We start from the raw sequence: 23,843 nt of genomic DNA, 5'->3' as shown, positions 1-23,843 counted from the left end.
CTTATGCAACGTGTATTTTTTTATTTCAACCAGCAAGTATAAATTGGTATAATAAGGAAAAGGGGGCATTTAGATGCAAATTATTGATACTCATTGTGATGCACTGCTGAAGCTGCAGTCGGATCGTAGACGGACTTATTCGTTTCGGGACCGGATGGTGGATTTTAAAGATGGGGCTGAACTTGAAACAAATGCCGATCGATTGGCAGAAGGCCAGGTGAAGGTGCAGTTCTTTGCAATATTCATCCCGCCACTGCTGCCGGATAATGAAAAGTGGCAGCATGCACTGGAGCAGGTGGACTGTTTCTACAATGAAGTGCTCAGTCAGGACAACTTTGTTCATATCAGACGCTTTGGTGAAATCAGTCAGCTTGAGGATGGGCAGATTGGTGCAGTGCTGACGCTTGAAGGTGCCGATGCTGTAGGAAATGATCTAGTGAAATTGCGGACACTCTTCAGGCTTGGTGTACTGTCTGTCGGACTGACATGGAACAACGCCAACCTTGTTGCTGATGGGGTGGGGGAAACCCGGAATACCGGACTGACCGAATTCGGCCTGCAGTTCATAGACTGCTGCAATAATCATAATGTGCTTGTCGACATCAGCCATCTGAATCCGGAAGGCGTGGATGTGGTCATGGACCGGGCAGACCATGTCATTGCGACGCATTCGAATGCAAGGACAGTGTTCGATCATCCAAGAAATCTATGCGATGATCAGATCAGAATGCTGGTCGGCAAGGGGGGCATGATCAATATTGTTTTCAACCCGCCGTTCATTACGGAAGGGGATGCACAAATCGAGGATCTGTTTCCTCATATCGATCATATTCTGGATCTCGTTGGAGAGGATGCCATCGGACTCGGATCGGATTTTGACGGCATCGCTTCATATGTGGAGGGGCTGGAGCATGCCGGCCAATATCAGAATCTTGCAGATATGCTGATCAAGCGCTACGGCGAGAACTTTGCCAGAAAGATGACACATGGGAATTTCATATCGAATTATGTAGAAAAAGACTTGTCATAGACAAGTCTTTTTATGAGCCTTTTTCTGAAGTCAGCTGTTCATAGTCTTCCTGGATGCCCTGGTAGCGTTCTTGTACCAATTCTTCCTGCGACTCGATTTCAGCAAGCTGGTCATCAACTTTTTCCCTGAAGTCACTATCACCCAGCGGGTTGTAGTTGATGAAGGTACGGTTGAATTCGCCATAGAGTTCAACAAGGTTTTCAAGGGAATTCGTATATGTCAGCATCTCTTCTTTGAGCTGCTCGTGTTCTGTGCCTGTTACAGTATAATTGTGGATGGTTCTTCTCAAGTCTTCAATTCTAGGAAGGGCTTCTTCGTAGATCATGCGGAGTTTGGCCTCCCGGTCTTCACTTTCTTCCATTTCATTGAATAGTTCGGTAAACTCCGTCTCCAGCTCTTCATGATTCCTTTCAAAAGCTTCATAGAGATCATCGAGCGCCTGCCGATCACCTTGGGCACAGCCTGCCAGAAGCAGGAATATCAATATCGGAATCAATTTCTTCATCATACCACCTCATCCGTATTTTAACACGTATATGTTTATATGCGTCATGTTATGATGTATACTGGTCAAGTTGATTTTTTTGAATGGGTGATTATAATGAATAGAAAATTACTGTTGACCTTCACTGTCGGGGTTTTTCTCCTTGGCATGATGGAACTCATCATCTCGGGTATACTAGAACTCATGAGCTCGGACCTTGGCATCTCGAATGCACTGACAGGGCAGCTGATTACAGTCTATGCCGTGAGTTTTGCCATTTTCGGCCCCGTCCTTGTCAAAGCGACCGAGAAATTCAGACCCAAACCTATCATTCTCGCATCTCTTGTCATTTTCATAATCGGCAATCTGATTTTCGGACTTTCCAGCACATTTCTGATGCTTGCGGTCGGCCGTGTAGTTACAGCACTGGCGGCGGCTGTGTTCATCGTCAAGATCATGGATATGACCGTACTGCTTTCAGCTCCCGCCATCCGCGGCCGCATGATTGCTCTCGTTTATATGGGATTCAGCGCAGCCAACGTTTTCGGCATTCCGATCGGCACCATTGTCGGCCAGCAGTTCGGCTGGCGTGTCATCTTCTGGCTTGTCATACTGCTTGCGATTCTCGTCGGTTTCGGCATCATTGCACTGACACCGGATAAGAAGGGTGACGATCTTGGTGAACCGGTAGCCGATAAAATATTGAATATGAAAAATATTGCTCTATATATCGGTGTGACGATGTCGGTTCTGATCGGCAACTATATCGTCATCGGCTATATTTCCCCGCTCATGACATCAAATGGCTATACGATTGGAAGTGTCTCCATTGCGCTTCTCATTGCTGGTGCCGGCGGCATGCTGGGCACCATACTCGGCGGAAATATGGTCGACCGGATCGGCACGAAGAAGACCCTTTCGATCATGCTGTCGCTCTTCATGGTATCGATGGCACTCATGCCGCTGCTCTATGGCATCCCCGTGCTGTTCTATATCAATCTCTTCTTGTGGAGTCTGTTCCAGTGGAGTACGAGCCCGACCGTGCAGAGTGGGCTTGTGCTGAATGTCCAGGGTTCGGCAGCCAATGTCTTCAGCTGGAATATGTCGGGACTGAATCTCGGTATCGGCATCGGTGCAATCATCGGCGGCATCTATATCAACTGGTTTGATATCAGTTATGCACCTTGGCTCAGTGTCTTCATCATCGCCATGGGACTTTTGTGCACCGTGTTCATCAAAGATGCGGATCACTCGTATCAATAAGCCATTATAAAGGTTGTGAATTGAATGTTCATCAGACTGATACTGATTATTGCACTTTCGTTTTTCGTCATATATGGAATGAACCACCTTGATATTGCAGATGTGGGATACAGCTTCCGCACGGTGGCGATCACTGCAGCTGCGATCATCGCGCTCGGTCTGTTGTACCGGGTCTTCACAAAGTTTCTGAAGATTGTCCTGTTCGTTTTCGTCTTTCTGCCGCTTGTGGCATTCGGCATCTATTATATCTATTCCTATCTTACAGGGACTCCAATGGAATTTTTCGATATGGAGTGGATCCAAAGAGGCGCTCAATGGCTGTGAGCGTCTTTTTTTGTACTCATCAATGGGGGCCATCGGTACATATGATGTCCATTAGTTTTAAAGGGTGCCTTTTAGGAAACAATATAATAACGAAATAGCACAGGGAGGGGGAATCGCATGTTTTTCTTTGATTGGCAGTGGTGGAATACGGTAAGCAACATTGCATTGATCATCAATATTATACTGGCAGTCGTCATGATTGTTTTTGAAGATAAGAAAGCTTCGTCCATATGGGCGTGGCTGATGGTTCTTTTTTTCATTCCGGTCATCGGCTTTTTCCTCTACCTCCTCCTCGGCAGATCGACCGGACAGCAGAAATGGTCCGACAGTGATGACTTGCCAAGCAAGAATCTGATTGAAAAGCAGAAGGCGCAATTCAACGATGACAAGCTGTTTACACCAGGTTCAGTACCTGAAAGATTCAACGCGCTGATCGGGATGCTGATGAGAAATGATGATTCGGTCTTCTCCAAAAATAACAGTGTCCGTATGTTCACTGCCGGCGAAGATAAATTCGAGGCCCTTTTTGATGACATCGATTCTGCAGAACACCATATCCATATGGAGTACTACATCATGCGGGATGATCAGCTCGGGCGCCGTCTCCGTGACATTCTCACCAGAAAGGCGGAAGAAGGGGTAAAGGTGCGCTTCCTTTATGATGGAATCGGTTCGCGCAAGATCGGAAAGAAGTTCTTTTCCGAACTCCGTAAGCATGGAGGTGAGACAAAGTCTTTTTCTTCCGTGGTGTCCGCATTGATGAGGTTCCGCCTCAATTTCCGCAATCACCGCAAACTGGTTGTCATTGATGGCGCTATCGGCTATACGGGTGGATACAATGTCGGAGATGAGTATTTGGGCCGCAGTTCAAAGTTCGGCTTCTGGCGGGATACCCATCTCAGAATGGAAGGACAGTCTGTCCACCTGCTGCAGGAACGTTTCATCTCCGATTGGAACAAGTATGGCAGGGATGACAGTATTCCATTCGAGGATCAGTACTTTCCACCGCCGGGGCCGGGTGGAGATATGCCCCTGCAGATTGTTTCAAGTGGTCCCGACTCGGAAGGTGGGGAAATCATGCATGGTTTCATCAAAGCAATCCAGGAGGCCGAGGACTACATCTACATTCAAAGTCCATATTTCGTTCCTTCTTCAGGAATACTTGCATCGCTCCGTGTTGCAGCATTGAGCGGTATCGACGTCCGCATCATGATTCCAAACAAGCCGGATCATCCTTTTGTGTATCCGACAACGTTTTCCTTTTCAGCTGAAATGATGAAAGCAGGAGCGAAGATCCATATTTATGACAACGGATTCCTGCATGCCAAAACGATGGTAATTGATGATAAAATATCTTCTGTCGGTACAGCGAATGTGGATATCCGAAGTTCCGAGCTGAATTTTGAAATGAATACCTTCATCTACAGTGAAGATTTCGCAGCAGAAATGAAAAGTACCTTCGAAGCGGATATGGAGCAATCCAAACAGCTGACGAGAAAGATGTATGAAAGCCGTTCATACTACCAGAAATTCAAGGAACATGCATCCAGACTTTTATCTCCGCTGCTTTAACGGATATTGCATGATAGATCCTTCCATCAGCTGCCATATGGCAGCTGATTTTTTGATTCGATGTATCATAAACAAAATGTTCCGGGACGATTTCATCTGTATCTTCTATGGTATGATTAGAAAAAATATGTATTTCAGGAGGCATTCTATGCAACAGAACTATACGCCGGTCCAGTCACCTGAGAGGGTATTCGAGCTTGATGCGGTGCGTGGATTTGCGCTGTTCGGCATTCTGATGATGAACATCATGAGCTTTGCCGGGCCGCAGGTCGAAGGACAGCTGACGATGCAGACAAGTGACATCTACACTGGCAGCAATGCCATCGTCATCTTTCTGATCAACGTACTGGTCACCTCCAATTTCTACACGATGTTCTCTTTCCTGTTCGGACTCGGCTTCTACATTTTTCTCTCGAGGGCTGAGAAGAAACCGGGATCTACATACTTGCTGTTTACCAGAAGAATGGTTGTGCTGCTCTGTTTCGGCATCGCCCATGCAGTTTTCATCTGGTATGGTGATATACTGACCGTCTATGCCATCACCGGACTGCTGCTCATGTTCTTCTATCGGTTCAAACCGGCAGTCAACCTTATCGTTGCCATCATTCTGCTCCTCCTCGGCACTGTATTCGTACTGCTGCTGACGCTACTGATGTATAGTGTGCGTAATATGGATATGGGTGAATTCATTGTTCCAGGTAATGGGTTCGGCATGATGTCGGCTGCTGAGGGCTCCTACATGGACATCGTCAATCTGAATATTTCAGTACTCAGCATGATGATTACAAGTAATGTCGTCATGGTGCCATTCGTGCTGGCAATGTTCCTTATTGGACTGTATGTCGGCCAGAAGGGATATTTTGAACGTCTGGCATCAATCGGTGGTCTGCTATGGAAAGTGGCACTCGTTGGCATCATTGCCGGATTGCCGATCAAATTCCTGACAGGATACGCCATGACCTACGGTATGGAAGATCCGATGTGGTCAATCGCCTCGATGCTTGCCTATACTATAGGTGGTCCGCTCATGTCGCTCGGCTACGTCGCACTGCTGCTGCTGATCATGAGGCGTTTCAGAGGGCTGACAGGGCTTCTGCAGCCGGTCGGCCAGATGGCCTTGACGAACTATATCGGACAGAGCATCGTGATGATTACACTATTTTTCGGTTTTGATCTGTTCAATACAATCGATGCAGTATGGTTCCCGGCAATTGTACTCGGCACATTCATCGTGCAAATTGTACTCAGCCACCTGTGGATGAAGCAGTTCAGGTTCGGGCCGCTCGAATGGATCTGGCGCACCCTGACATATGGCAGAATACTTGGCATAAAAAAATAAGACCGTGAGGTCTTATATTGAAGACAAACCCGGTGTGACATGAGGTTTGTCTTCTTTTTATGTATTTTGATGGATTCCGAATCGTAGGCGTCGCCATGGCGAGTTAGAGGGCCAATTCACCATCGTGGGCGTAGCCACGGCGAGTTAGAGGGCCAACTCACCATCGGGGTCGATTGTGATGATGACCGCGACGGACTATTATCGTTCAGGGGAATCGGCTTTTCCATCCTGCACCCGCTGTCTATTGATTTCAGCATACTCTTCCCCTGATCTGCAGATTTCCTACATCCTGATAAAAAGGCTGCAGACATGTCATTCTAATATGACTTTGTCTACAGCCTGAGACCGTCAGGTCTTATTTTTTTACTTCACTGAACAGTCTGTCGAGATCCTGCTCTTTCGACTGCTTGCTGATGATCGAAATGCTGCCGTCTGTTTCCATGACGACCGCCATGACTTGGGAAAGATCACTCTTGCCGCTTGAGCGGGCCGCCTGTCTGACTTCGACTTCGAGCACGCGTGCCTTTTTCATGTTGTCTGTGAGATACTCTCCATCATAATAGAGCAGGACAGGCTGGGATTTGACGAGCTTGCTGACTGTTCTGCTTTTGACAGACAGCTTGGTGATGATGTACTGCATGACCACCAGGACGAGGAAGGCCGTCACCCCTTGAGCCAGAGTAATGCTTTTGCTGGTCATGATGCTCGCAAGAGTGGAACCGAGCGCTACTGTCACAACCAAATCAAAAGCATTCATTTTCGTCAATGTCCGTTTGCCGCTCACCCTGAGAATGAGGACGAGTGACAGGTAGGCCATAATTCCGATCAGTATGGTTCTTAAAATGACATTGAAATTTCCGAATATGAGTGTATCGAACGACATCAGACCACCTCCTGGATCTAGATTTTGGTTTTACGCTGCCAATCAGCACTTGTGAACTTCAGTTCTGTATCGAGATAGCCATGGAAAATATCATAATCGACCGGTTGGCCGTCCATCCAGTTTTTGAAGTCGAATTCATGGAGCGGTCCGTTCTCACCAAGTTTTATTCCTGCTGTAAGACGATGCCTATCATATACGGATGTATGGATGGTACCCGCCCAGCTTCTGTAGTTGTCGACAAAAAGCCCGTGGCGCCGGTCTGTAAACAGTTCCAGCAGTTCGGCCCTTGACGGCCTGTCCAGGTTCTCAAGTATATCGAGCCGCTCCTTCGAATCGACAAGATATCTCCTGTTCTCATCGGCCAGGCTTTCATAATGGTTAGTACATATATGGGTGTCTCTGAAGGCAAGTCCTCTGGCAGAAGTTTCTGCCAGAAACGAATGATCTTCCTTATCCTGGATGATATAGCTGAACCCACCACGGTGGGGGAGATCCATAAGCAGGTGTCGCGCCTCTTCAGCAGTCCTGCACAGTTCCAGGATGAATCTGCCGATGATGAAGCATGTAAAGCCGTCAGCAGGCTGTTTCCTGTTCATGAAATTATATGCCATGACGAGCCCGTGCTCATTCATACCGTCCATTCTACCTGTTACCCTTGAAGCCGGTCCGATATGCGCGTAGCCCTGATCCGGCTTGAAAAGTTTATACATGCCGTCATAGGTATTCGGATGGTAGTCATAGTTTCTGATGAATACATCATCGTCGATGTAGACGCTGCATCCGCTGTCCCTTGGTGAGACACGGTAGTGGGCGAGGTTCAGAAGAACGTCGCGATCGGTGATCCGGAGCGACTCCTTGAGTCCCATGATTTCGTCCCATATATGCGGGGCAAAATGCATGTAGAGTGCTTTCGTCTCTTCAAAATCAAGGCTGAATTTCGGTCGGCGCTTGATCCATTCATAATTTCTGTTGTCCATATAGTGGGTCTCAAGCAGCCATTTTCCCTGCTCGATGCCATAATCGTAGTGATTGCCTCTGAATGTTTGTACTGCTGCGCTGATTTTCTGCATTGGAAACTTCTCCTTATTGATTTTAAAACCGCTTTCATTTACTATTGGAAGTGTTCTACCGAATATTGAAATATTACTATATCCGGGAGGTTGCTTGATGATAACATTTTTTGCATCCATTATTCTACTTGTCGTCGGTTATTTTACATATGGAAAATATATCGACCGGATGTTCGGACCGAAGGACGACCGGCCGACGCCAGCAAATCATCAGCGTGATGATGTTGATTTCGTACCGATGGGAAAAGAACGCAATTCATTGATCCAGCTTCTCAACATCGCTGGTGTCGGTCCTATATTCGGACCAATTATGGGAGCGCTTTACGGACCGGTCGCCTTTATCTGGATTGTCGTCGGATCCATCTTTGCCGGGGCGGTCCATGACTATCTTACAGGCATGATTTCAATCAGAAACCAGGGGGCGCATCTTCCGGCACTGGCAAGCAAGTTTCTCGGTAAGGGCATGAAGCACATCGTCAATGCCTTCACACTGCTTCTGCTTCTGCTTGTCGGTACGGTATTCGTTACTTCCCCAGCCATACTGCTGCATTCACTTATGGACGGAAGGGTGGCACTCGGCATCATACTGGCTGTGATATTCATCTACTATATCCTGTCGACTGTGCTGCCGATTGACAAGATCATCGGGAAGATCTACCCGTTCTTCGGTGCAATCCTCCTGTTCAGTGCAGTGGCGATCGGCTTCAGGCTTGTCCAGACGGGGGCGCAGATTCCTGAGCTTACCTGGGGCAACATGCACCCTGACAACCTGCCGATCTTCCCGCTGCTGTTCTTCACCATCACCTGCAGGGCACTGTCAGGGTTCCATGCGACACAGTCGCCGATCATTTCGAGGACGACTGCCAGGGAATCCAATGGGCGGCAGATCTTCTATGGCATGATGATTGCTGAAGGCATCATCGCGATGGTGTGGGCTGCTGCTGCGATGAGCCTCTTTGATGGATATGGCGGGCTGGCACAGGTCCTCGCCCAAGGTGAAGCTGCACTTGTCGTATCGGAAGCTTCGGTTCTGCTGCTCGGCTCGGTTGCGGGCACACTGGCAATTCTCGGTGTCATCATCCTGCCGATCACAAGTGGAGATACGGCCTTCAGAAGTGCACGGATGATCATTGCCGACTACCTTTCATTTTCACAAGGTGAAATATGGAAGCGTTTCAGCATTGCGATACCGATGTTCGTCATCAGCTACTGCCTGACACTGATCGACTTTACAATACTCTGGAGATACTTCTCCTGGGCCAATCAGACGACAGCCGTCATTGCATTATGGGTTGGCGTCATGTATCTTCTGCTTGCTAAGAAGAACTACTGGGTGGCGCTCATACCTGCTGTCTTCATGACATTCAACGTATTCACGTATATTCTCTACGAACAGATGGGCTTCGGACTGGACCTGAATGTTTCGTATGCCGGCGGGGCCATTCTGACGATACTGTGGTGCATCCATTTCTACAGGGTGTATAGAAAAACAGTGGGAGCAAGCGCATTTCCGATCGACTATCCGATTGCGGCGGAGGCAAGATCAACATACTAGCACATTACCAAACAGAGCATACCGGGCGGTATGCTCTGTTTATATTCATTTCTGTTCACTGCCCATATAAGTGGGTATATTATAGTCATGGACCTGCCATTTGGATTCGGCATGTTCGATGTAGCTCACACTGCAGTTATCAAGCTTTGTGCCGAGCATGTCGATTTCATCGCTGAAGAGCGACAGGATGGATTTGATTGTGCGGGAGTGGGCTGTCAGCAGTACGTACTGACCGGCATGCTGTTCCAGTATCCGATCAAGCGCAACCTGGACGCGTTCTGCCAGTGCTTCGAAAGTTTCGGCTCCCGGGAGTTCACCGTGCGGATACTTCTCCATGATATCATCGATATGGTGGCCTTCGAGTTCACCGAAATACTGCTCTTTCAGTTCATCCATCGTCTCTATCGGCAGGTCATGGTACTTGTTGATGATTTCGGCCGTGCGGTGGGCACGCCCGAGCGGGCTTGAAACAATGGCGTCGAATGGTTCATCCTTCAGTTTCTCGGCAGCGCATTCCGCCTGGTATTCCCCCTCTTCGTTCAAGGGGATGTCGGAAGCACCCTGGAGTTTCTTCAACCGGTTGAATTCTGTCAGTCCATGTCGTACTAGGCAAAGTCTGGTCATAATGCACCTCAATCGTATTTTACATATATGATAACACGAGTTTGAATTGATAGGTGGAACGGAGGTCTTTTGGTAGAATGAATTATGGAATGAAATCAATGGAGGTAGGGGCTTTGAGTAGAAGAATTGCAATCATATCGGATATACATGCCAACTTCAACGCGCTTTCCATGGTGATGACTGATATGGAACAGTTTGAGGTCGATGAGATCTTCTGCCTTGGGGATATCATCTCCATCGGCCACCAGACGAACGAAGTGCTGCACATGCTGCGCGGACTTGATCATCTTTCGGTCATCCGGGGCAATCACGATGAAGAAGTGCTGAAGGTGATCAGAGGCATGCCTTCATCAGTGACAGGGGCGGAGCACGATCATCACGTGTGGGTAGCCGATCACCTGGATTCCCGGTTCATACCGTTTCTCGATGCCATGCCGTTATCCATGAATAAAAGCATCATGGACTTTGATATTCTGCTCACCCACTACCATCTGAATCCTGATGATACATACTGTCCGATAGATATGTCACCTTCTGTGGAAACACTCGGTGCCATTTATGAAGAGGATCCCTATGACATCATACTGTTTGGACACGACCATATGCAGCATCACTTCGAATCGGGACAGCAGGTATTCATCAATCCGGGTCCACTTGGTCTGGCGCCGAATGGCCTTGCGCCATACACCATCATGGAAATCAATGGACAAGCTGTCAATTTTATTCATAGGAAGGTTCCCTACGATCATAATGATTTTGTAGAAGGTCTTAAGAGGGAAAATCCTCCAGCGATAGACTTCATCATGAATGTACTGCTTAAGGAGAGAGGCTAGAAAATGGAAATAAGACCAATTGAAATGAAAGACATCGACGCGTTTCTCAATCTGCTCATGAACCTGGAAACAAGCAGTGAAACAGGGCTGCATGAGACACATATACTGAACACATCAAACACGGAGGCACTGCTCACATCAGTGCTGCAGAACGCCAAGAGACAGATATTCGTCGCCATCGATCAACAGGAGCTGACAGGTTATATCAGTCTGTCTGGCAACCATGGTGAAATGATAAAGCACCGGGCGAATATATCACTTGGCATACTGCCGACGGAGCAGCAGAATAGTATCGGCAGAAATCTGCTCAATGCCGGCATCATATGGGCCGAAGACAATGGCATCCACCGTCTGGAACTCTCCATCCGTGATGACTTTGAGGAACTGATCGAACTGTATATGGCCCTCGGATTTCTGAAAGAAGGGGAACGGATCGATGCTCTGCGCATTGGTGAAGAATACAGGAATGAAATCTATCTATATAGATTGATCAATTAGTGGAGTGGAGGGATGATATGAATCTGCAAAGTTTCTATATCGGTGACAAGCATGCTGAAGTGACCATGATGCTGGGTGAAGATGCAGTCCATCAGAAAGAGGGGAGACCGGCAGTGGTGATCTGCCCGGGCGGCAGCTATATGTATGTATCTGACAGGGAAGCGGAGCCGGTGGGATATGAGTTTCTGGCGAAAGGGTATCATGTTTTCATACTCAGGTATTCCACAATCGGGACAGCCATGAGGAAGGAAAAAGGCAGAGTCAACCGTGATGAGCTGTACCAGGCGGCCGGAATGGTGGAGGCGGATGCTGTACTCGGCTCCGAATTCCCAGGACCACTGCTCGAGCTGACGAAAACAATCACCTTCATCCGGGAAAACTGCCATGAATTCAATGTCGACCCAGACCGCATCGGGGTACTGGGTTTTTCTGCCGGCGGCCATCTGGCAGCCAGTCTCGGAGTCCATTGGCACTCCGAGTGGCTGCGCGATCTGACAGAAACGGAATCCAGGTGGTACCGCCCGAACTTCCAGATTCTTGCCTATCCGATTCTCGATTATATGCTCAATAGGGAAATCGCAGAGTCGCGGGGCATAGGAGATCCGAGATACATGTCGACTGCGTCAAGGATGATATTCGGTCCTGAAATCAAGGAGGAAATCTTGGAGCGTGCCCATATCAGAGCCCACGTTTCTGCCAGTACACCGCCGACTTTCATCTGGCATACGGTCGAGGACAAGCTCGTTTTCGTAGAGAACTCGCTCGATTTTGCGAAAGCTCTGGAGACCCATCAAGTACCATGGGAGCTCCACACATTCAAAAGCGGCAGCCATGGTCTCAGTCTGGCGACAGAGGCGACAGGCATGGCCGACGCACGGGCATCACAATGGACACCGCTCATGTTCAGCTGGCTCGAAGAAACTTTGAAATAAAAAAAGACGCCTGCTCAGCGTCTTCTCGTATAGTGGATCTTAAAATGTGTAAATGTCTCTGTATGTTCTGGGTAGATGAACTGGATGAATTTATCTTTGTCCGGTGTAATTTCTCGAAGTATGTACTCCGACTTGATATTTTCCTTCATCTTGTCACCCGGTATATATTCAAAATCCGTCCTGTCGTTCGTGCTGTCCTTAACCTTCACCAAGATCGCCATATGCACCAACTCCTCTATTCATATATAACCGGATATTTAACATTTAAACATGATGTATTGTGCACAACTTAAATTTGGAAGGATGATACTATGGACTTCAGAACGCTGCATCTCGGTGATCTGCCGGAACTGCTCGAACTGCAGAAAAAAGTGTATGACAATCTTGAAGATAAGGAAATACTCCAGACTCTGACCAGGGAGGAGTTCAAACTGATCATAATGCAGGGCTTCATCATCGGTGTCTACGAAGATGGGAAGCTGATCGGTTCACGTTCCATGCGCGTCCCTTCTGTTAAAGAGAAGGAGCATCTTGCCGACGATATAGGCATCAAAGAAAAGCAGAGTGTCATCTATTCGGAAATCAGCTTCATTGATCCTGAGAAGCGGGGGCGCGGGCTGCAGACCGAGATGGGGCGTGAACTGATTGAAATGGTCCGCAATGATGGCCGCTTCGATAATATACTGACGACAGTCATGCCGGCGAACGTCCCAAGCCTGAAAGACAAGTTCCGGCTCGGATTCAAGATCAGGAAGACCACATACAAATACAATGGTAAGAAACGCCATATCATGCATATGAGCCTAACAAAGCCTTTTGAGCCGGAAGGCGAGCCGGTAAAGGTGCACTACCGGGATACAGACTGGATGGAGGAGAACGGAGATGCCTATATCGGCAACAACTTTGATGGGAAACATATCTACTATTACAGCAAATAGCAAGAGGCATGGGAGTACTGGTATGCTCCCATGCCTCTTTTCTAGATGATTTCAGACTATGCAGATGCATCACTCTGATGTTTCCGGATGGCAGGATAGGGTAGCGGATAATAAAATACAGGATGGAGGCTATAAGATGATCATACTTGAGGAAACAAAATTTCCGAACATCATCCGGATTGACGTCGATGGCAAAGTGACGAAAGAGGACGCAGAAAAATCAAGGACATTCATCAACGAACATTATGGTGATGACAAAGCACTCAGTGCTCTTGTCTACATCAAGGATTTTGGTGGTGTCGGTCCAGTCGGCATGGCGAAAGGTACGGTGATGGATATCAGTCACTGGAATCAGTATAGGAAATTTGCGGTCATCACTGATTCAGCATGGCAGGAGGGCGGCGCGAAACTGGTCGATCTTCTGCCGGGCATAGAAGTGGAACAGTTCGACCGGGCACAGGTGGACCAGGCATACGCGTGGCTGAAGGACTAGGATGATTACGAGTATTTCACCGGCCAGAATATGACATCAAGCGCTTCAACGTAGTGGGCGCGTACGGGTTCGCCTTCGATATCACCCGGCATAAGGGAGTCGATGCCACCATTTTCATAGACGACTGAAGCTTGGGCAGGCTGCCACGGCAGATGGTGGATGCCGATATGCACGACTGCCCCTTTGACCGTATTAAATAGATAATACCGTTCGAGAAGCCAGTAGTCGAGCGTACCAAGCAGCGGTTTTTCGGGTTCGGAGACGGATTTGTACCGCCCCTTGAAATAGGCAGACGCATCGTGCTGACGATGACTCGAGAAGTGTATCCATCCATTTTTCTTTGCTGCTTTCATTCCTGCCTTGAAATAGGGCAGGCTGCCAGATCGTGCACCGATGACTGGAATGATTTTGGCCGCATCCAGACTGAAGAAGTAGATACCGGGTATATTCTGATGTCTGACATAAGTTCTGACATTGAGTTCCAGAAATTTGTGCGCATAGGGGAATTTCGGCAAGCCTCTCAGCTGCATATTGCGAACGTTGAATGAAAATATGGAAATCCATGCATAGCCGTCATAAATGTCCAGTTCAAGTGCTTCAGGAACATGGGGAAGAAGTGCTTGCGGTTCCACCGGGATATGCATGCACATCAGATCCTCCCATCTCTGATACATGCTCCACGGTCCGTCCGGCAATGGTGCATTTCTTCCCTCCGTATAGTCCAATAACGTCTGTTTCATAACTGTCCACCGTCCTTTAATTTTTGTATAGCCTCTACCCTCCTCCATCAAACAATATGTTTGGTACATGTAACGGGGGGGACAGTGCACTGTATACGAAAATCGGGAATAGAGGGTGAATGATGCAGCATGTAAAAGCAATGCTGATCAAAGCGGTCATGACGCTTGCGGTATTATGGATTGTTCTTGGCGCCTTTTATGGTATGGATTTCTGGCCGATGATTCTCGGAACGACAATTGTTCTTGGTATACTGTCATACTTTGCAGGTGATATGGGCATTCTGCCGGCAGCAGGCAATGCAATGGCGACAATTTCCGACCTGGTGCTTTCTTTCCTTGTCGTATGGCTGATAGGACTGTGGCTGACTGACCTTACCGGAGGCGAAGTGGCAGTTGCAGCAATCATCTCTGCCATAGTCATCGCAGTCGGAGAGTATCTCTTCCATATTTACCTCTTGAAGAGTGGTCCAGTGGCGCATCACAGAACAGACAGTAAAGTTTAATAGAAACGAATATCTTTCCATCCAAACCCCGGACTGCTGTAATTACAGTGCCGGGGTTTTATTGGTGGAGAATCATTCTATAGGAGGCGAAGACAGATGGACAATCTGCAGGATATGCTTACTTATGCCGTGAAGCTTACCACTGGTCTGGTCGGCGTCATGATTGTAATGCGTCTGATCGGCAAGAAGGAACTGGCCCAGATTACACCCCTTGACTTCATCTATGCGCTGATTCTCGGCAGTACAATAGAAGAATCCCTGTATGAATCGACGATGCCATTCTACGATATGCTGTTTGCGCTGTTCTATTGGGGACTGCTGATTTATATTATTGAAAAGGTGGCGGTCAATAATGGGTGGCTCAGAAAGGTGGCCAAGGGCAAGCCTCAGCTCTTGATCAGCAATGGAATACTGGATACTGAAGTGATGCGGAAGAATAAGATGGATTTGGATGAAGTCAGGGAGCTGTTCAGGATGAATGGTATATTTTCCTTAAGAACCGTAAGATATGCTATTCTCGAAAATAGTGGATTTCTGTCTGTTCTGGAATATGCCGGTGACGAACCTCCATCCAGGAAGGAAATGGGCATCGAATATGGAGAAAATGACTGGAACCATCTTTTTGTGGACGCTGGGAAAGTAGAGCAGGAAGCATTGAAAGATGCCGGCGTTGATGAAGCATGGTTGAGGCAAAAGATCGAGGAAGAGACTGATTGTGATTTTGAAGATGTGTACTTTGCCGAATGGAGCCAGAGCAAGGGATTCTTCATCCAGTCGAAAAACCAAAAGTTCAGATAATTTAAACTTGTATTCGATACTATGATAGAATTTATTAAGTATACGACAGATTATCCATGGAGAAAGGTGTTTTCAGATGAGTATCGATTCGAAGATTGTAGAAGAAGCAGTGGAATTCAGACGTCAGTTGCATAGGAATCCTGAACTCAGTGGTCAGGAGCATGAAACGTCAAAGCGCATCCAGGAGAAGCTCGACACAATCGGCATTCCTTATACGACAGGATTTGCAGAAACCGGTGTGCTCGGCGTCATCGAGGGAAATAAGCCGGGACCGACCATCGGCCTGAGAGCCGATATCGATGCGCTTCCGATTACCGAGAGTTCAGGGGAAGCATTCACATCCGAAACAGAAGGCGTGATGCATGCGTGCGGCCATGATGCCCACACGGCCATGCTTTTCGGTACAGCAAAATATCTTCTCGAAAGACGGGATGAGATCGAAGGAAAGATCCTGCTCATCTTCCAGCCGGCGGAAGAACAGTCTCCGACAGGCGGTTCCAGACAGATGATGGAAGATGGTGTATTCGATGAACATGAACCGGAAGTGCTCATTGCACAGCATGTGTGGCCCCAACTTCCCGTCGGACAGTTTGGTGTCATGGCAGGGCCGATCATGGGCAATTCGGATCGTTTCAGAATTACTGTGACAGGATCCGGAGGCCATGCGTCGATGCCGCATGATACGGTGGATGCGATTGCTGCAGCCAATCAGATTGTCACGACACTGCAGACGATTGTCAGCAGGAATGCCAACCCATTCGATCCGGCAGTGGTCACCGTCGGGAAGTTCAATGCCGGTTTCCAGTATAACGTCATTGCTGAGACTGCTGAACTCGAGGGCACCATCCGTACGCAGAGTGATGAGATGAAAAATAAAGTGAAGCAGCGGTTCTTCGATGTTGTCGGGAACGTTGCAGAGGCCATGGGTGTCAAAGTGGAGATTGATTATATGGACGGCTACCCTGCGACAGTCAACGATGAGGAGTGGGCGGAACAGGTTTATAAAACGGTGCACCGCATGTATGGTGATGAGGCACTGCCGAATCTTACGCCAAGTCTTGGAGGAGAAGATTTCAGCCGGTTCCTGCAGAAGTACCCGGGTGTATACTACTGGCTTGGCAGTTCTGTAGGCGAAGGGCAGAAGCCCCTTCATAATCCGTCATTCAGGTTCAACGAAGATGCGATTTCGTATGGGATTGAAGGAATGGCCCAGGTGGCAATCGATACGCTTAAAACATTGAAGAGCAAAGAGTGAAGAAAGTCATGATCGGATAAAGCGAACAAAAGCCACCTTGAAGGTGGCTTTTGTCGATTCTAGCGTAAAGTACTCTTCTGCTTCCTGGTCAGATGCAATTTGCAGGATGATTGCTTCATCTTCATACATGATGCTCCCCTGGTCTTCCGTAATGCGCTCGTCCTGTTCATCTCCATAAAAAATACCTGTACATGAACCGAGAATGACCATCAGTACGACGAGTGAGAGTACGATGATCAAACAGCCGACAAGACCGGACTTTTTCCTGCTTTCATATCTGCCTTCCATACCCGTATGCTTTCCTGCTTCTCTTTTGGCTTTTGCCTCTTCTGTTCCATTATCCATCTATCCATCCCCCGAAGTTGTTTATATTACTATACCCGGAAATGGAGCAGGGAAGCATCGATAGTTTGCTATACTCCATTTAAGCACTGAATATCAGCCTGTAAGCACGTCAGAAACCGGATATCTGATTTTATCCTGTTTCGGTTTTGCCAGGGAGAAGGCCAGGTTCAATGGTCCAAGTTTCCCGAAGAACATGACCAGTATGATGACAAGCTTTCCGATAGGGGACAGGTCCGCTGTAATCCCCATCGACAGACCGACTGTTCCGAAAGCGGAAACGACTTCGAACACAATTTCTATGAATAGTGCATTCTCGCTGATTGTCATGATGAAGATGGCTGCGAGTATCAGCAGCACACTCAGTATCGATATCGAAAGGGCCCGGAATATGACTGCCGCCCTGATTGACCGTTTGCCGATATTGATCTGGCTCTTCTGCTGCAGCAGTGGAATGATGGACAGGACCAGGATCAGAAATGAGGTCAGCTTGATGCCGCCGCCAGTTGATGCACTGCCTGCACCGATGAACATCAGAAGCAGCATCATGGTGACTGTCGAATCATTCAGACTGCCGATATCCAGTGTATTGAATCCGGCCGTTCTCGGTGTAACTGCCTGGAAATAGGAAGCCCACAGCTGATCTTTCAGAGAGGAGAGCGCGCCGAGTGTGTTCGGGTTATTGAACTCCAATATGAAAAACAGGAACATTGCCACAACGTTGATGATGAGTGTACCGGTAATCATCAGTTTGGAGTGCAGGGTCAGTTTTCTGAAGCTGCGCTTATGCCAGGCGTCAATCAGTACAGTAAACCCGATTCCCCCCGTAATGAAGAGGAAGGTGATCATCAGATTGACGACCGGGTCGCCGACGTAGCCGGTCAGACTGTCCGACCATATGGAAAAGCCCGCATTATTGAACGCAGATATCGAATGGAACAGGCTGTAGTACAGTCCTTCGATCCACCCGTACTCAGGGACCCATCTGATCGCAAGAACCATCATTGCGATGAATTCGATGACAAATGAGTAGATGAACAGCCCTTTGACCAGTTCAAGCACCCCATCGAGAGAAGACTGGTTCAGCGCCTGCTTGATCTCCATTCTTCTTTTGAACCCGACCTTTTTGCCAAGTGCCATGTAGATCATTACTGCAAATGACATGATGCCGATTCCGCCTGCCTGTATCAGGGCGAGTATGACCACCTGTCCGAATATGGTGAAATCAGTTCCTGTGTCCACAACCGCCAGACCTGTAACCGTCATGGCAGAAGTGGAAGTGAACAGTGCATCTATCCAGGTGATTGAATCGGTTGTCGAGACAGGCAGCTTCAGCAGAATCGATCCGATGACAATAAAGATGAAGAACACAACGACCAGCAGCTGGGATGGGTTGAACGTCAGATATCTGATCTTCTTCACTTCATATACCTTCTTCTGCCATTGAATGAGATTTTAATGCAGACGATGGGCAACTCAACTGGAATGCAGGAAAAGAATTTATCATGATGTGCCTCCACTATATTCATATGTTCGAAGCCATATTACTCCCAAGGTGGATTTTTGTAAAGAATTATTTCATGTATTTTTTTGCAAATATGAATATTAATTTTAATATAGAAATTCAATTTATGAAAATGTCATTAATATTATTATGACAAGTCTTTAGAATTGTAAAAGCACAAAAATTTTACGGACATTATAAGTTTCTCTGGACGATTTTCCGTTAATACTGTAGAGTATTATTTTTTATGATATTAAGGGAGAGTTTATCATGTTGAACCACTTCAGTAGAAATACCATTCTGTTCGTTTTTATGATCGGCACGTTTGCCATAGGAATGACAGAGTATGTAGTGACAGGCCTGCTGACACAGTTCTCGGAAAACCTACCTTGATGTGCCATTGTCGGCTACCGGAATGCTGCTCAGTGTCTACGCGATCAGTGTAGCGGTTTTCGGGCCCATTCTAAGGATTCTTACATTAAAAAATTCACAGAGGAAACTGCTCATTGTTTTTGCTTCTGTATTTACAGTCAGCAACATCATTGCGGCGACAGCTCCGAATTTTGAGGTCCTGCTCGCTTCGAGGCTGATTGCAGCATCCATACATGCACCTTTCTTCGGATTGTGCATGAGTATTGCCGTAGACATATCGGAACCGAACAAGCGGACAAGCGCGATAGCCGCTGTGCAGGGCGGACTGACAGTTGCTGTAATGCTCGGTGTGCCTTTCGGAGCACTCATCGGTGGCGTACTGGATTGGCGCGTGGTGTTCTGGATCATCGCATTGTTCGGGTTCATCACACTCATCGGAGTAGCCATCGTGACACCCCGGGCAGTGCAGAGAGAGGCGCCCGCTCTGCTGAAAGAGCTTTCGATGCTTAAAAATAAAACCGTCGTACTGGTATTGGCAATGATCATTTTCGGGTATTCCGGCGTCTTCGTTGCATATACGTTCAATGAACCTATGCTCAGGGAAATATCCGGATTCGGTGTGACAGGTGTGACAGTGAGTCTGCTTGCATTCGGTATCGGTGCTGTACTTGCGAACACACTCGCCGGAAGAATCATTCCGATCAATCTGACCAGAAGCCTTCTCATCAGTTTGTTTTCTCTAGGTATAATACTGTTCGCCTTTACATTTCTTCTCGAAATTCCAGTCCTTGCAGTGGGTGTCAGCTTTCTATTCGGAGCAGGCGTTTTCGGCACAGCACCACTGCTGAATTCCAAAATAATAATTGCAGCAAAAGAATCACCCGCACTATCAGGAACCATCACAGCCTCCACCTTCAATCTCGCAAACGCCCTTGGGGCAGCAATTGGCAGTGCGTTATTGGGTAGAGAACTCGGCTACACTTCAATTACATTCATTGCAGGTGCGATCATATTCTTTGGTCTGATCATCATGGTGATCACGAGCAGGGTCGAGGACCGTTCACTTTTTGAATAGTTTCATAGCAACTTGGCTGTAGATGCATCAATCCCCCTTCAAGGCATTGGACTTTGAAGGGGGATTTGCCATGCAGCAGGGAAGTCAGGTGGAGTGCTGCCTACGGTATTCATCAATCAGTTTGAAGTATTGGAGGTCACCATACCCCAACGTCTGAAATCTGTGCATCAGCAATCTGACAAGTTCATCATCGGCCAGGTAATTATTTCTACTGATATAATCAGTTATTCTATTATCCGCCTGTGACATTTCCATATAAAGCCGGGCCGACTGGTACATGACAGGTGTCAGTGCTTTCTTCGGAAATTCCTGGTTGACCAGCAGACTTCTGTAGATGCTGTAATAACTGCCGAGAAAGACTTCATACTGTGCCACTTTGAATTCATCATCCCTGAAACTGTTATGATGGACAATCCCTTCAAATCCGATCTGCTCCAGGTAGGCAAGCATCGTCAGCATGTTCATCTGACAGAACATATCCTCACCGAACCACAGGACGATGAGCTTATATTTGTCCAGATCAATCCTGCGGATATGGCTGACGACCTTGTCATGATAATCTCCAGTTGAAACTCCGTGACCACTTGCTCTTAGATGGATGAAATGATCATCGAACAGTGGTGTGCTAGTGGGATTCACGCACATCGCTTCGTTGAATGGGATGTAACCCGACTTTCCCATCATCTCTTTTCTGCTGAATTCATCATACATGTCCTGACCGTTAAGCACATTCAGTATTTCCGAGTCCTCATAATCAGTTTTCTTCTCAGGCAAAGCTGCACTAGTGATATTGTCTGCATTGCGCAAGGCGTTCGTTCCTTTCCTTTCCACAATTTTTAAACCGGGCATGGACTGGAGAGGCAGGTCACGAGCTCTGAATTCACCAGGTGCAACCCCGAAAGTATTCTTGAATGCCCGACTATAGGCTTCCTGCGATGCATAACCATACTTTATGGCGATATCGATGATCCTGCCCTCTTCCTTCAGGTCAGCAGCCGACAGAAACAACCTTCTATTCTTCACATAGCTTCTGATCGTCATACCCGTTGCCTGGTGAAATCTGAAAGAACAGTAGTAGGGTGAATACCCCATATGCACGGCCAACTCATTCAAGTTGAATTTTTTATCCAGGTGATCTTCCATCCAGTCGACCATCCATTGCGTAAATTCACTCATCACTTCACCTCCTGGAATTCATTCTATCAGGACAAGTATAAGCTTGTTTGATAATAGTTGTGGAGCATAGAGTAATGTTACAATAGAATGGAAAATACGAAGGAGGGGTTATGGTGTTTGGAAACAAGAAGGATGAAGGAGATAACAGGTTCGTTATTGAACAGATGAAGACAAACGATGCAGTCTTCAACTGCTATGTCATAACCGATCAGGATACAGGGGTTCAATACTTATACACGTGGGGCGGTACCGGCGGCAGCATGACACCACTACTGGATGAGAACGGCCAGGTAGTTGTGAAGAAGTAAATAATAATACGGTTTGAATCCCTCACTGGGATTCAAACCTTGATTATCCGTTTAAAAGAATCAAACTCTTACAATATGGAAATCTGATTCTTTGTTTACCTAATGATATAATTATTTTCCCCTTTGCAATCATACTGGAAAGAGGTGCAGCATGACGGAATACATCTACTTGGCAAGTGACAAGCCATTAGCTCTAGGATCAGTAGGGGATAGAGGGATTCATATCGAAAATCTCTCCTGGTACCCAACTGAAAATGCAGCAGAGTCCTTTTATTTTGAAGGGTTGGAGAATGAAAATAATATTTATGAAACTGATTCATATGCATATAAGCTTCCTGAGCGCGGCACCAAGAAAGTGAGTGGAATGGAAAGAAAGGCAGTTTCACTTCTATATGACTACATAAAGGCGCATTTTGCTGAAAATGACGCCTATTTCCTGACTATAAAGTTTGTTTTGAATGGCTATGAAAATGGTTTTATAAAGGAAAAGAGAAGTATAAAACTGGAAGAGTTGCGAAAAGTGGACTTGTACTATTCGGAAGCAGCCCTGCTTGAAGTTGTGAAATGAAAAAAGCTCCAGGCCCCTTCGAAAAGGGTCTGGAGCTTTGAAATAGTGTTCCCACTTATTACCTGGAATAGAATTCTACGATAAGCTGTTCGTTGATGTCAGCAGAGAGTTCTGAACGCTCTGGTTGACGTACGAAGGAACCTTCCATTTTTTCTTCGTCGAATGAAAGATATTCTGGAACGAAGTTGTTGTACTCAATCGCTTCTTTAACGATGTCGAGGTTGCGGGATTTCTCACGCAGGCCGATAGTCTGTCCAGCTTTAAGCGTGTAGGATGGGATATCCACACGTCCACCGTCTACTGTTACGTGACCGTGGTTGACAAGCTGACGTGCTTGACGGCGTGTTCTTGCAAGTCCGAGCTGGTATACGACTGCATCCAGACGGGAAGCGAGAAGGATCATGAAGTTTTCACCATGAACACCTTTCATTTTTGCAGAACGGTCGAAGATTGTGCGGAATTGACGTTCGTTGATTCCGTACATGTAGCGGAGTTTCTGCTTCTCCTGCAGTTGCATTCCGTATTCGGAAAGCTTGATTCTTTGTGTTGGTCCATGATCACCAGGTGCGTATGGACGGCGTTCCAATTCTTTGCCAGTACCAGTCAGGGAAATTCCGAGACGACGGGACTTTTTCCAGATTGAACCTCTAAAACGAGCCATTATGACTCCTCCTTATTGTTTTTATTCATGCAAAAAACATCATAAGGTTGATAACCACTTACATGGGCATGCGATTTAAAGTGCCTTCGCCTTATAGCATCAGTTACACAGCACATCCCTCACCGGGAACCGCATGCTGGCATGTAATGGTCATCCGCTACTTAATCCGTTCATTTACACAATTAATGATTATACACAAATATCAATTGCTTGTCAATAGCTGTCCATCTAGATATACTGTTTCAATACTTCAACGAATTCGATCAGGCCCTGACGATCTTCGTCTGTGAAGCGGTCGAATGAAGGGGAGTCGATGTCGAGTACACCGATCGGTGTACCGTCTTTGTAGATCGGCACGACGATTTCTGAACGGCTGTTGGCATCGCATGCGATGTGGCCGGGGAATTGTGTTACATCATCGACGATGAATACGTCGTTGCCTCTGAAGGCAAGGCCGCAGACGCCTTTACCGTTCTGGATTCTGACGCAGGCAGGCAGTCCCTGGAATGGTCCGAGTACGAGTTCATCTGCCGGTTCATCGTAGAGGTAGAAGCCGACCCAGTTGATGTCCTCGAGGAATACATTCAGAAGGCTTGAAGCATTGGACAGATTAGCGATACGGTTTGTCTCGTCTTCAAGAAGGCCTTTCAGCATCTGGTTCAATTGTGCATAGTCCTTGATTTGTGTTTCTGTAAACATTATC

29 protein-coding genes are annotated in these 23,843 nt (G+C 47.2%); 18 read left to right on the top strand and 11 right to left on the bottom strand.

Features of this window, described 5'->3' with window-relative positions; translation table 11 throughout:
* Nucleotides 1-73: 73 nt before the first annotated feature.
* The gene (locus tag FO441_RS05495) at nucleotides 74-1,030 is read left to right on the top strand and encodes a dipeptidase (protein WP_145286928.1); all 957 of its coding nucleotides are present in this window, start codon (nucleotides 74-76) and stop codon (nucleotides 1,028-1,030) included.
* Between the two features lie 10 nt (nucleotides 1,031-1,040).
* On the opposite strand, the gene FO441_RS05490 is transcribed toward FO441_RS05495, so the two are convergent.
* Complete coding sequence (locus tag FO441_RS05490) at nucleotides 1,041-1,535, bottom strand: hypothetical protein (protein ID WP_145286926.1); 495 nt, start codon at nucleotides 1,533-1,535, stop codon at nucleotides 1,041-1,043.
* A gap of 96 nt (nucleotides 1,536-1,631) precedes the next feature.
* Between FO441_RS05490 and FO441_RS05485 the strand changes: the two genes are divergently transcribed.
* The 4 genes from FO441_RS05485 to FO441_RS05470 all read left to right on the top strand — a co-directional run bounded on the left by FO441_RS05485 (nucleotide 1,632) and on the right by FO441_RS05470 (nucleotide 6,012).
* The gene (locus tag FO441_RS05485) at nucleotides 1,632-2,777 is read left to right on the top strand and encodes an MFS transporter (protein ID WP_145286923.1); all 1,146 of its coding nucleotides are present in this window, start codon (nucleotides 1,632-1,634) and stop codon (nucleotides 2,775-2,777) included.
* Nucleotides 2,778-2,801: 24 nt separating this feature from the next.
* Nucleotides 2,802-3,101 carry a hypothetical protein gene (locus FO441_RS05480; protein WP_145286920.1) on the top strand — a complete coding sequence of 100 codons (300 nt, stop codon included), beginning with the start codon at nucleotides 2,802-2,804 and terminating at the stop codon, nucleotides 3,099-3,101.
* 117 nt (nucleotides 3,102-3,218) lie between these two features.
* Complete coding sequence (gene cls / locus FO441_RS05475) at nucleotides 3,219-4,673, top strand: cardiolipin synthase (protein ID WP_145286917.1); 1,455 nt, start codon at nucleotides 3,219-3,221, stop codon at nucleotides 4,671-4,673.
* Nucleotides 4,674-4,821: 148 nt separating this feature from the next.
* The gene (locus FO441_RS05470) at nucleotides 4,822-6,012 is read left to right on the top strand and encodes a DUF418 domain-containing protein (protein ID WP_145286914.1); all 1,191 of its coding nucleotides are present in this window, start codon (nucleotides 4,822-4,824) and stop codon (nucleotides 6,010-6,012) included.
* Between the two features lie 355 nt (nucleotides 6,013-6,367).
* On the opposite strand, the gene FO441_RS05465 is transcribed toward FO441_RS05470, so the two are convergent.
* On the bottom strand, nucleotides 6,368-6,895 hold the full coding sequence (locus tag FO441_RS05465) for a DUF421 domain-containing protein (protein ID WP_145286911.1): 528 nt from the start codon (nucleotides 6,893-6,895) through the stop codon (nucleotides 6,368-6,370).
* Nucleotides 6,896-6,912: 17 nt separating this feature from the next.
* Nucleotides 6,913-7,965 carry a C45 family autoproteolytic acyltransferase/hydrolase gene (locus FO441_RS05460; RefSeq protein ID WP_145286908.1) on the bottom strand — a complete coding sequence of 351 codons (1,053 nt, stop codon included), beginning with the start codon at nucleotides 7,963-7,965 and terminating at the stop codon, nucleotides 6,913-6,915.
* 97 nt (nucleotides 7,966-8,062) lie between these two features.
* Here FO441_RS05460 and FO441_RS05455 point away from each other — a divergent pair, with 97 nt between their 5' ends.
* Nucleotides 8,063-9,520 carry a carbon starvation CstA family protein gene (locus tag FO441_RS05455; RefSeq protein ID WP_145286906.1) on the top strand — a complete coding sequence of 486 codons (1,458 nt, stop codon included), beginning with the start codon at nucleotides 8,063-8,065 and terminating at the stop codon, nucleotides 9,518-9,520.
* A gap of 45 nt (nucleotides 9,521-9,565) precedes the next feature.
* Here the strand turns inward: FO441_RS05455 and FO441_RS05450 are convergent, their stop codons facing one another.
* Nucleotides 9,566-10,144: a histidine phosphatase family protein gene (locus tag FO441_RS05450; RefSeq protein ID WP_145286903.1), complete on the bottom strand. Its 579-nt coding sequence runs from the start codon at nucleotides 10,142-10,144 to the stop codon at nucleotides 9,566-9,568.
* A gap of 113 nt (nucleotides 10,145-10,257) precedes the next feature.
* On the opposite strand from FO441_RS05450, the gene FO441_RS05445 reads away from it, so the two are divergent.
* Genes FO441_RS05445 through FO441_RS05435 form a run of 3 tightly spaced genes read left to right on the top strand, consistent with a single transcriptional unit; the run spans nucleotide 10,258 to nucleotide 12,407 of the window.
* Nucleotides 10,258-10,977 (top strand): metallophosphoesterase family protein, encoded by a 720-nt coding sequence (locus FO441_RS05445; RefSeq protein WP_186365469.1) that lies wholly within the window; start codon nucleotides 10,258-10,260, stop codon nucleotides 10,975-10,977.
* Between the two features lie 3 nt (nucleotides 10,978-10,980).
* The gene (locus FO441_RS05440; protein WP_246095014.1) at nucleotides 10,981-11,475 is read left to right on the top strand and encodes a GNAT family N-acetyltransferase; all 495 of its coding nucleotides are present in this window, start codon (nucleotides 10,981-10,983) and stop codon (nucleotides 11,473-11,475) included.
* Nucleotides 11,476-11,492: 17 nt separating this feature from the next.
* On the top strand, nucleotides 11,493-12,407 hold the full coding sequence (locus tag FO441_RS05435; protein WP_145286897.1) for an alpha/beta hydrolase: 915 nt from the start codon (nucleotides 11,493-11,495) through the stop codon (nucleotides 12,405-12,407).
* Between the two features lie 14 nt (nucleotides 12,408-12,421).
* Here the strand turns inward: FO441_RS05435 and FO441_RS05430 are convergent, their stop codons facing one another.
* Nucleotides 12,422-12,628 carry a hypothetical protein gene (locus FO441_RS05430; RefSeq protein ID WP_145286894.1) on the bottom strand — a complete coding sequence of 69 codons (207 nt, stop codon included), beginning with the start codon at nucleotides 12,626-12,628 and terminating at the stop codon, nucleotides 12,422-12,424.
* Nucleotides 12,629-12,718: 90 nt separating this feature from the next.
* Between FO441_RS05430 and FO441_RS05425 the strand changes: the two genes are divergently transcribed.
* Complete coding sequence (locus FO441_RS05425; RefSeq protein WP_145286891.1) at nucleotides 12,719-13,345, top strand: GNAT family N-acetyltransferase; 627 nt, start codon at nucleotides 12,719-12,721, stop codon at nucleotides 13,343-13,345.
* Nucleotides 13,346-13,481: 136 nt separating this feature from the next.
* Nucleotides 13,482-13,838, top strand: a complete 357-nt coding sequence (locus FO441_RS05420; protein WP_145286888.1) for a SpoIIAA family protein — start codon at nucleotides 13,482-13,484, stop codon at nucleotides 13,836-13,838.
* Between the two features lie 5 nt (nucleotides 13,839-13,843).
* Here FO441_RS05420 and FO441_RS05415 read toward each other — a convergent pair whose 3' ends face one another.
* Nucleotides 13,844-14,578, bottom strand: a complete 735-nt coding sequence (locus FO441_RS05415; RefSeq protein ID WP_186365468.1) for a YqjF family protein — start codon at nucleotides 14,576-14,578, stop codon at nucleotides 13,844-13,846.
* A gap of 122 nt (nucleotides 14,579-14,700) precedes the next feature.
* On the opposite strand from FO441_RS05415, the gene FO441_RS05410 reads away from it, so the two are divergent.
* The 3 genes from FO441_RS05410 (at nucleotide 14,701) to FO441_RS05400 (ending at nucleotide 17,134) form a co-directional block, all read left to right on the top strand.
* Nucleotides 14,701-15,081 carry a DUF2512 family protein gene (locus tag FO441_RS05410; protein ID WP_145286882.1) on the top strand — a complete coding sequence of 127 codons (381 nt, stop codon included), beginning with the start codon at nucleotides 14,701-14,703 and terminating at the stop codon, nucleotides 15,079-15,081.
* Between the two features lie 96 nt (nucleotides 15,082-15,177).
* Nucleotides 15,178-15,879: a DUF421 domain-containing protein gene (locus FO441_RS05405; protein ID WP_145286879.1), complete on the top strand. Its 702-nt coding sequence runs from the start codon at nucleotides 15,178-15,180 to the stop codon at nucleotides 15,877-15,879.
* Nucleotides 15,880-15,955: 76 nt separating this feature from the next.
* Entirely contained in the window at nucleotides 15,956-17,134 is a 1,179-nt protein-coding gene (locus FO441_RS05400; protein ID WP_145286876.1) for a M20 metallopeptidase family protein, read from the top strand.
* A gap of 6 nt (nucleotides 17,135-17,140) precedes the next feature.
* Here the strand turns inward: FO441_RS05400 and FO441_RS05395 are convergent, their stop codons facing one another.
* Nucleotides 17,141-17,479 carry a hypothetical protein gene (locus FO441_RS05395; protein ID WP_145286873.1) on the bottom strand — a complete coding sequence of 113 codons (339 nt, stop codon included), beginning with the start codon at nucleotides 17,477-17,479 and terminating at the stop codon, nucleotides 17,141-17,143.
* Nucleotides 17,480-17,572: 93 nt separating this feature from the next.
* Nucleotides 17,573-18,898, bottom strand: coding sequence for a TrkH family potassium uptake protein (locus FO441_RS05390; RefSeq protein WP_281287277.1), 1,326 nt, complete (start codon nucleotides 18,896-18,898; stop codon nucleotides 17,573-17,575).
* Nucleotides 18,899-19,250: 352 nt separating this feature from the next.
* Here FO441_RS05390 and FO441_RS12720 point away from each other — a divergent pair, with 352 nt between their 5' ends.
* Together FO441_RS12720 and FO441_RS05385 are read left to right on the top strand one after the other, a co-directional pair.
* The gene (locus FO441_RS12720; protein WP_281287276.1) at nucleotides 19,251-19,373 is read left to right on the top strand and encodes a hypothetical protein; all 123 of its coding nucleotides are present in this window, start codon (nucleotides 19,251-19,253) and stop codon (nucleotides 19,371-19,373) included.
* Nucleotides 19,374-19,380: 7 nt separating this feature from the next.
* A complete protein-coding gene (locus tag FO441_RS05385) occupies nucleotides 19,381-20,427 on the top strand; it encodes an MFS transporter (RefSeq protein ID WP_246095013.1) in 1,047 nt (348 codons plus the stop codon).
* An 84-nt stretch (nucleotides 20,428-20,511) separates the two neighbouring features.
* On the opposite strand, the gene FO441_RS05380 is transcribed toward FO441_RS05385, so the two are convergent.
* Nucleotides 20,512-21,603, bottom strand: coding sequence for a helix-turn-helix transcriptional regulator (locus tag FO441_RS05380; protein WP_145286871.1), 1,092 nt, complete (start codon nucleotides 21,601-21,603; stop codon nucleotides 20,512-20,514).
* 113 nt (nucleotides 21,604-21,716) lie between these two features.
* Between FO441_RS05380 and FO441_RS05375 the strand changes: the two genes are divergently transcribed.
* Entirely contained in the window at nucleotides 21,717-21,911 is a 195-nt protein-coding gene (locus FO441_RS05375) for a DUF6440 family protein (protein ID WP_145286869.1), read from the top strand.
* 151 nt (nucleotides 21,912-22,062) lie between these two features.
* Nucleotides 22,063-22,479 (top strand): hypothetical protein, encoded by a 417-nt coding sequence (locus FO441_RS05370; protein ID WP_145286866.1) that lies wholly within the window; start codon nucleotides 22,063-22,065, stop codon nucleotides 22,477-22,479.
* Between the two features lie 58 nt (nucleotides 22,480-22,537).
* Here FO441_RS05370 and rpsD read toward each other — a convergent pair whose 3' ends face one another.
* Together rpsD and FO441_RS05360 are read right to left on the bottom strand one after the other, a co-directional pair.
* Nucleotides 22,538-23,140 (bottom strand): 30S ribosomal protein S4, encoded by a 603-nt coding sequence (rpsD, locus tag FO441_RS05365; RefSeq protein WP_145286863.1) that lies wholly within the window; start codon nucleotides 23,138-23,140, stop codon nucleotides 22,538-22,540.
* A 228-nt stretch (nucleotides 23,141-23,368) separates the two neighbouring features.
* Nucleotides 23,369-23,839, bottom strand: a complete 471-nt coding sequence (locus FO441_RS05360; RefSeq protein WP_145286860.1) for a GAF domain-containing protein — start codon at nucleotides 23,837-23,839, stop codon at nucleotides 23,369-23,371.
* Nucleotides 23,840-23,843: the final 4 nt, after the last annotated feature.

The sequence above is a fragment of the Salinicoccus cyprini genome (assembly GCF_007713705.1).
GTDB classification, from domain to species: domain Bacteria; phylum Bacillota; class Bacilli; order Staphylococcales; family Salinicoccaceae; genus Salinicoccus; species Salinicoccus cyprini.
This window is presented reverse-complemented; position numbering and strand designations above follow the sequence as displayed.

Bases quoted from the DNA above. Each gene is read 5' to 3' on its own strand.
- rpsD (WP_145286863.1), bottom strand. From the start codon at position 23,140: ATGGCTCGTTTTAGAGGTTCAATCTGGAAAAAGTCCCGTCGTCTCGGA.
- FO441_RS05400 (WP_145286876.1), top strand. From the start codon at position 15,956: ATGAGTATCGATTCGAAGATTGTAGAAGAAGCAGTGGAATTCAGACGT.
- FO441_RS05465 (WP_145286911.1), bottom strand. From the start codon at position 6,895: ATGTCGTTCGATACACTCATATTCGGAAATTTCAATGTCATTTTAAGA.
- FO441_RS05460 (WP_145286908.1), bottom strand. From the start codon at position 7,965: ATGCAGAAAATCAGCGCAGCAGTACAAACATTCAGAGGCAATCACTAC.
- FO441_RS05470 (WP_145286914.1), top strand. From the start codon at position 4,822: ATGCAACAGAACTATACGCCGGTCCAGTCACCTGAGAGGGTATTCGAG.
- FO441_RS05415 (WP_186365468.1), bottom strand. From the start codon at position 14,578: ATGAAACAGACGTTATTGGACTATACGGAGGGAAGAAATGCACCATTG.
- FO441_RS12720 (WP_281287276.1), top strand. From the start codon at position 19,251: ATGTTGAACCACTTCAGTAGAAATACCATTCTGTTCGTTTTTATGATC.
- FO441_RS05490 (WP_145286926.1), bottom strand. From the start codon at position 1,535: ATGAAGAAATTGATTCCGATATTGATATTCCTGCTTCTGGCAGGCTGT.
- FO441_RS05425 (WP_145286891.1), top strand. From the start codon at position 12,719: ATGGACTTCAGAACGCTGCATCTCGGTGATCTGCCGGAACTGCTCGAA.
- FO441_RS05420 (WP_145286888.1), top strand. From the start codon at position 13,482: ATGATCATACTTGAGGAAACAAAATTTCCGAACATCATCCGGATTGAC.
- FO441_RS05435 (WP_145286897.1), top strand. From the start codon at position 11,493: ATGAATCTGCAAAGTTTCTATATCGGTGACAAGCATGCTGAAGTGACC.
- FO441_RS05495 (WP_145286928.1), top strand. From the start codon at position 74: ATGCAAATTATTGATACTCATTGTGATGCACTGCTGAAGCTGCAGTCG.
- FO441_RS05360 (WP_145286860.1), bottom strand. From the start codon at position 23,839: ATGTTTACAGAAACACAAATCAAGGACTATGCACAATTGAACCAGATG.
- FO441_RS05430 (WP_145286894.1), bottom strand. From the start codon at position 12,628: ATGGCGATCTTGGTGAAGGTTAAGGACAGCACGAACGACAGGACGGAT.
- FO441_RS05450 (WP_145286903.1), bottom strand. From the start codon at position 10,144: ATGACCAGACTTTGCCTAGTACGACATGGACTGACAGAATTCAACCGG.
- FO441_RS05455 (WP_145286906.1), top strand. From the start codon at position 8,063: ATGATAACATTTTTTGCATCCATTATTCTACTTGTCGTCGGTTATTTT.
- FO441_RS05405 (WP_145286879.1), top strand. From the start codon at position 15,178: ATGGACAATCTGCAGGATATGCTTACTTATGCCGTGAAGCTTACCACT.
- FO441_RS05410 (WP_145286882.1), top strand. From the start codon at position 14,701: ATGCAGCATGTAAAAGCAATGCTGATCAAAGCGGTCATGACGCTTGCG.
- cls (WP_145286917.1), top strand. From the start codon at position 3,219: ATGTTTTTCTTTGATTGGCAGTGGTGGAATACGGTAAGCAACATTGCA.
- FO441_RS05370 (WP_145286866.1), top strand. From the start codon at position 22,063: ATGACGGAATACATCTACTTGGCAAGTGACAAGCCATTAGCTCTAGGA.
- FO441_RS05480 (WP_145286920.1), top strand. From the start codon at position 2,802: ATGTTCATCAGACTGATACTGATTATTGCACTTTCGTTTTTCGTCATA.
- FO441_RS05395 (WP_145286873.1), bottom strand. From the start codon at position 17,479: ATGGATAATGGAACAGAAGAGGCAAAAGCCAAAAGAGAAGCAGGAAAG.
- FO441_RS05485 (WP_145286923.1), top strand. From the start codon at position 1,632: ATGAATAGAAAATTACTGTTGACCTTCACTGTCGGGGTTTTTCTCCTT.
- FO441_RS05440 (WP_246095014.1), top strand. From the start codon at position 10,981: ATGGAAATAAGACCAATTGAAATGAAAGACATCGACGCGTTTCTCAAT.
- FO441_RS05380 (WP_145286871.1), bottom strand. From the start codon at position 21,603: ATGAGTGAATTTACGCAATGGATGGTCGACTGGATGGAAGATCACCTG.